Here is a 3,248-nt window from a genome sequence, read left to right as displayed (position 1 = left end):
GTCTGGGGAACGCGGACCGTGATCGCCGTCGTCGCCCGCGAGCCGCACAGCCCCGACGACTGGACCGCCGAGGTCGGTCCACACGCCGCGGGCGGCAGCGGGCCGGGGAAGACCCTGCGGCGACTCTGCCGGGCGCTGAACGTGCCTGCGACCGACGTGCTGTCGCTGTCGGGGGCGACGGCCAACCGGCAGACGTTCCGGCTGGGGCCGACGGCACCGTGCGGGGATTGCGGCGGCAGCGGGCGGTACGCCCGGCTGCGGGCCGTGGAGCCGTGCGGGACCTGCGGCGGGGCGAGGCGGATTTCCGCGTGACGCTTCGAGATCGGCGTCAGCGGCGCCAACTCGATGAACGTCAATCAAAAGCGCCCCCGCCAACGCCGCCCGCCCGATGCCGACGGCTCGAGGACTGGTCATTGAACGCAAAACGAGCCGGTGCGGACCAGCGCCCGGCGGCCGAGGTCCGCGACGAAGGAACGCCGCGGGAGGGACTGTCAAGTCCGAGTTTAAAGATTCATCAATAGGAGGCCATGGATGCGATTGACGGCATGCGACGGCGCCCGCAATCTGCTCACTCCCCCGCTCGGGGGAGCCCTCACGTCCCGCACCCGGGACAGCCCTGGCAACCTCTTGGAGAGTTCTCGATGAGCGTCGCTTCTCTACGTTCGTGTCTCACGGCCGCGGTCGCCGCGGCGGGTTTCCTGCTCGGCGGATCGGCCGAAGCCCACACCGTCAACATCGCTTGGCGTGCCGAAGCCGACGGTGGGGTCACGTTTTTCGCCGCGACCTACCACTACAGTTCCTTCAACACACCGCCCCCCAACTACGGCGGAATTATCCTTGACGGCAACAGACATGATTTCACGGGATGGGTAGTCGATCTTCCAGGGAATACGGACGGCCAGACAGGTTGGCAGGGAGGCTACAACGACGCTTGGACTACATGGCAGGTAGTCAAGGTGGACGGTCTTCAGTCAGGTAATCACACGGTCACTACGACGAGCACTGGGTACGCTGTTGAAGATCCTTGGCTTTATTACGACCCGCCCTTCAACATCACTATCCAAGTCGTTGCTCAAAATGCGGCCCCGGTCGCGGACGCCGGCGCCGACCAACAGGTCTATCGCGACGGCAACGGCGCGAGCGTGGCGACCGTCACGCTGAACGGCGGCGGCTCCTCGGACCCGGACGGCGACGCGCTGACCTACGCTTGGTCGGCCGGCTCGGGGATTCAGTTCGACAACTCGGCGGCCGCCTCTCCTGAGGCGACCTTTCCGCACGGGACCCACGTGGTCACGCTGACCGTCGACGACGGCAACGGCGGGTCTGACACCGACACCGTGACGATCACGGTCGTCAACAGGGAGCCTGACGCAGTCGTCGGGGACGATCTGGTGGTTTATCGCGACGGCGAGGGCGCGACCGTAGCGACCGTCGAACTCGACGGCCGCGGCTCCTCGGACCCGGACGGCGACCTGCTTGATTATTCCTGGTCCGTCGACTCCTTCGATCCGAACGCGAGCGTCCAAATCGCCGACCCAACGTCCGCCACGACGATCGCGGAGTTCCCGCTCGGGCTGCACGAGGTGACGCTGTTCGTCGAGGACGATTTCGGCGGAGTGGACTTCGCCACCTTCACGGTCGAAGTCGTCAACCACCCGCCGACCGCGAACGCCGGTCCCGACCAAGAAGTGCATTGCGACGCGGGCGCTGGCGGGGCGACGGTCACCCTCGACGGCGGCGGCTCCTCGGATCCGGACGACGACGACCTGACCTATAAGTGGTCCGTCGCCGAGGACATGGGCGTTGTGATTGACCATCCGGAGGCAGCCTCGACGACTGCGTTCTTCCCGGTCGGGCAATACGAAGTGACGCTGACCGTGGACGACGGCAACGGCGGGATTGATACCGACTACGTCACCGTCACAGTCGTTGACGACGAAGCGCCCGTGGCCTCGGTCACCACCGACGTCGGCACGCTCTGGTCGCCGAATCACAAGATGGTCCCCGTGACGATCGTCGTGCAGGCCTCCGACCACTGCTGGGCCCCCGAAGATCTGACCGTCCTCTGCGATCTCAAGAGCAGCCAGCCCGACGACTCGGACGGCAGCGGCGAGCACGTCGGCGACGTGAACGGGGAGGACGGCTATTCCAGCTCCGTGCCGGTCGTCCTGACCCATGAAGGCGACGGGATCTACGCGGCGACGGTGGAGCTTCGAGCGGAGCGGAACGGCGGGGACAAAGCCGGCCGCACTTACTCCGTCTGCGTGACCGCGGTGGACGGCGCCGGCAACATGACCCCTGCGTCGACCTGCGTCGTCGTGCCCCATGACCGCCGCAAGAAGTAGCTCGACCGTTGACGGCCGTTTTTAGGGAGGTCCCGAGGACTAGTGCTCCTCGGGACCTCCCGTCTTCATTGCCGGTACGCGACGGCAGTCGTCGGTGAGGCGTTCGCTTGCATCGGCGTCGAGATTCCCAGCGTTTTGCCTCAGAATTTTTGCCAGCCGGCCTCGACCCGCCGGACGGTGAGGTCGGCGACGCTCGTGCAGCGGAACGGCTTGGCACCGGCTTTGCGACCGAAGCCAAAATCCCCAATCGCCCGCTCCAACAGCGGCACGAACCGCTTCCCACCGCCCGCGTCGCCGTGGGTTGCGGGCTCGCAGACGAGAGAGGTCTCAACTCCCGGCTCCTTCTGCAAGAAGGTGTGATGCCGAGGAAGGAAAGGCCCCGAAACCCCACGTCGCTGCCGGCAGGGCCATTGGTGTCGCCGGACTCTGAGAGAATCCCGCCCCGCCCGAACCCGGGCGGGGCGGGAGCCAACAAAGGCCAAGTTGTTTAGGTTCCAGCCCGTTCCTTCAGTCCGTCAATCGCCTCGCGTGCCTGCCGGCGGCTCAGCTCTTCCGCGGTCGTCAGCCCGAAACGCCGCCGCAGCTCCTCGGTCAGCTCCACGCCGGTCCGGCGGCTGAAAGCGTACAGGACCCGCACCTGTTTCTCCGTGCACGGCAGCGAGCCGCGACCATTCGTCGTGTGGCCGACGCCGTTCAGCCCCCCCGTAGCGGGGCGGACGGGATCGCCCGGCCGTCGCAGACGTGGATCGCGGAGCGGATCGGCAAGTGCCCTTGACCCGTGCACAGGGGCCCCGAGGATTCGATCGCCGCCGGGCTCGTCGAGCCGATGCGACAGGGCCGGGGCGGAGCGGGCTGCGATGCGGTCGTCGCCCGCGTCCCCCCGGGTGACCGGAAGCCGGCTTC

3 protein-coding genes and 1 pseudogene are annotated in these 3,248 nt (G+C 67.2%); 2 read left to right on the top strand and 2 right to left on the bottom strand.

The genetic code is table 11. The features are described from left to right. Both ACG2DA_RS22185 and ACG2DA_RS22180 read left to right on the top strand, forming a co-directional pair. A pseudogene (locus tag ACG2DA_RS22185) lies at positions 1–312 on the top strand (hypothetical protein); the annotation flags it as partial. A 329-nt stretch (positions 313–641) separates the two neighbouring features. Next, positions 642–2,345, top strand: a complete 1,704-nt coding sequence (locus ACG2DA_RS22180; protein ID WP_395258797.1) for a PKD domain-containing protein — start codon at positions 642–644, stop codon at positions 2,343–2,345. Between the two features lie 140 nt (positions 2,346–2,485). Here the strand turns inward: ACG2DA_RS22180 and ACG2DA_RS22175 are convergent, their stop codons facing one another. Together ACG2DA_RS22175 and ACG2DA_RS22170 are read right to left on the bottom strand one after the other, a co-directional pair. Continuing rightward, positions 2,486–2,614, bottom strand: coding sequence for a hypothetical protein (locus tag ACG2DA_RS22175; RefSeq protein WP_395258795.1), 129 nt, complete (start codon positions 2,612–2,614; stop codon positions 2,486–2,488). A gap of 218 nt (positions 2,615–2,832) precedes the next feature. Next, a partial coding sequence (locus ACG2DA_RS22170) for a hypothetical protein (RefSeq protein ID WP_395258793.1) occupies positions 2,833–3,248 on the bottom strand: 416 nt, incomplete at its 5' end.

Source organism: Alienimonas sp. DA493 (assembly GCF_043951915.1).
Lineage (GTDB): Bacteria > Planctomycetota > Planctomycetia > Planctomycetales > Planctomycetaceae > Alienimonas.
This window is presented reverse-complemented; position numbering and strand designations above follow the sequence as displayed.

Coding starts and splice junctions, on each gene's coding strand:
- ACG2DA_RS22180 (WP_395258797.1), top strand. CDS start 642: ATGAGCGTCGCTTCTCTACGTTCGTGTCTCACGGCCGCGGTCGCCGCG.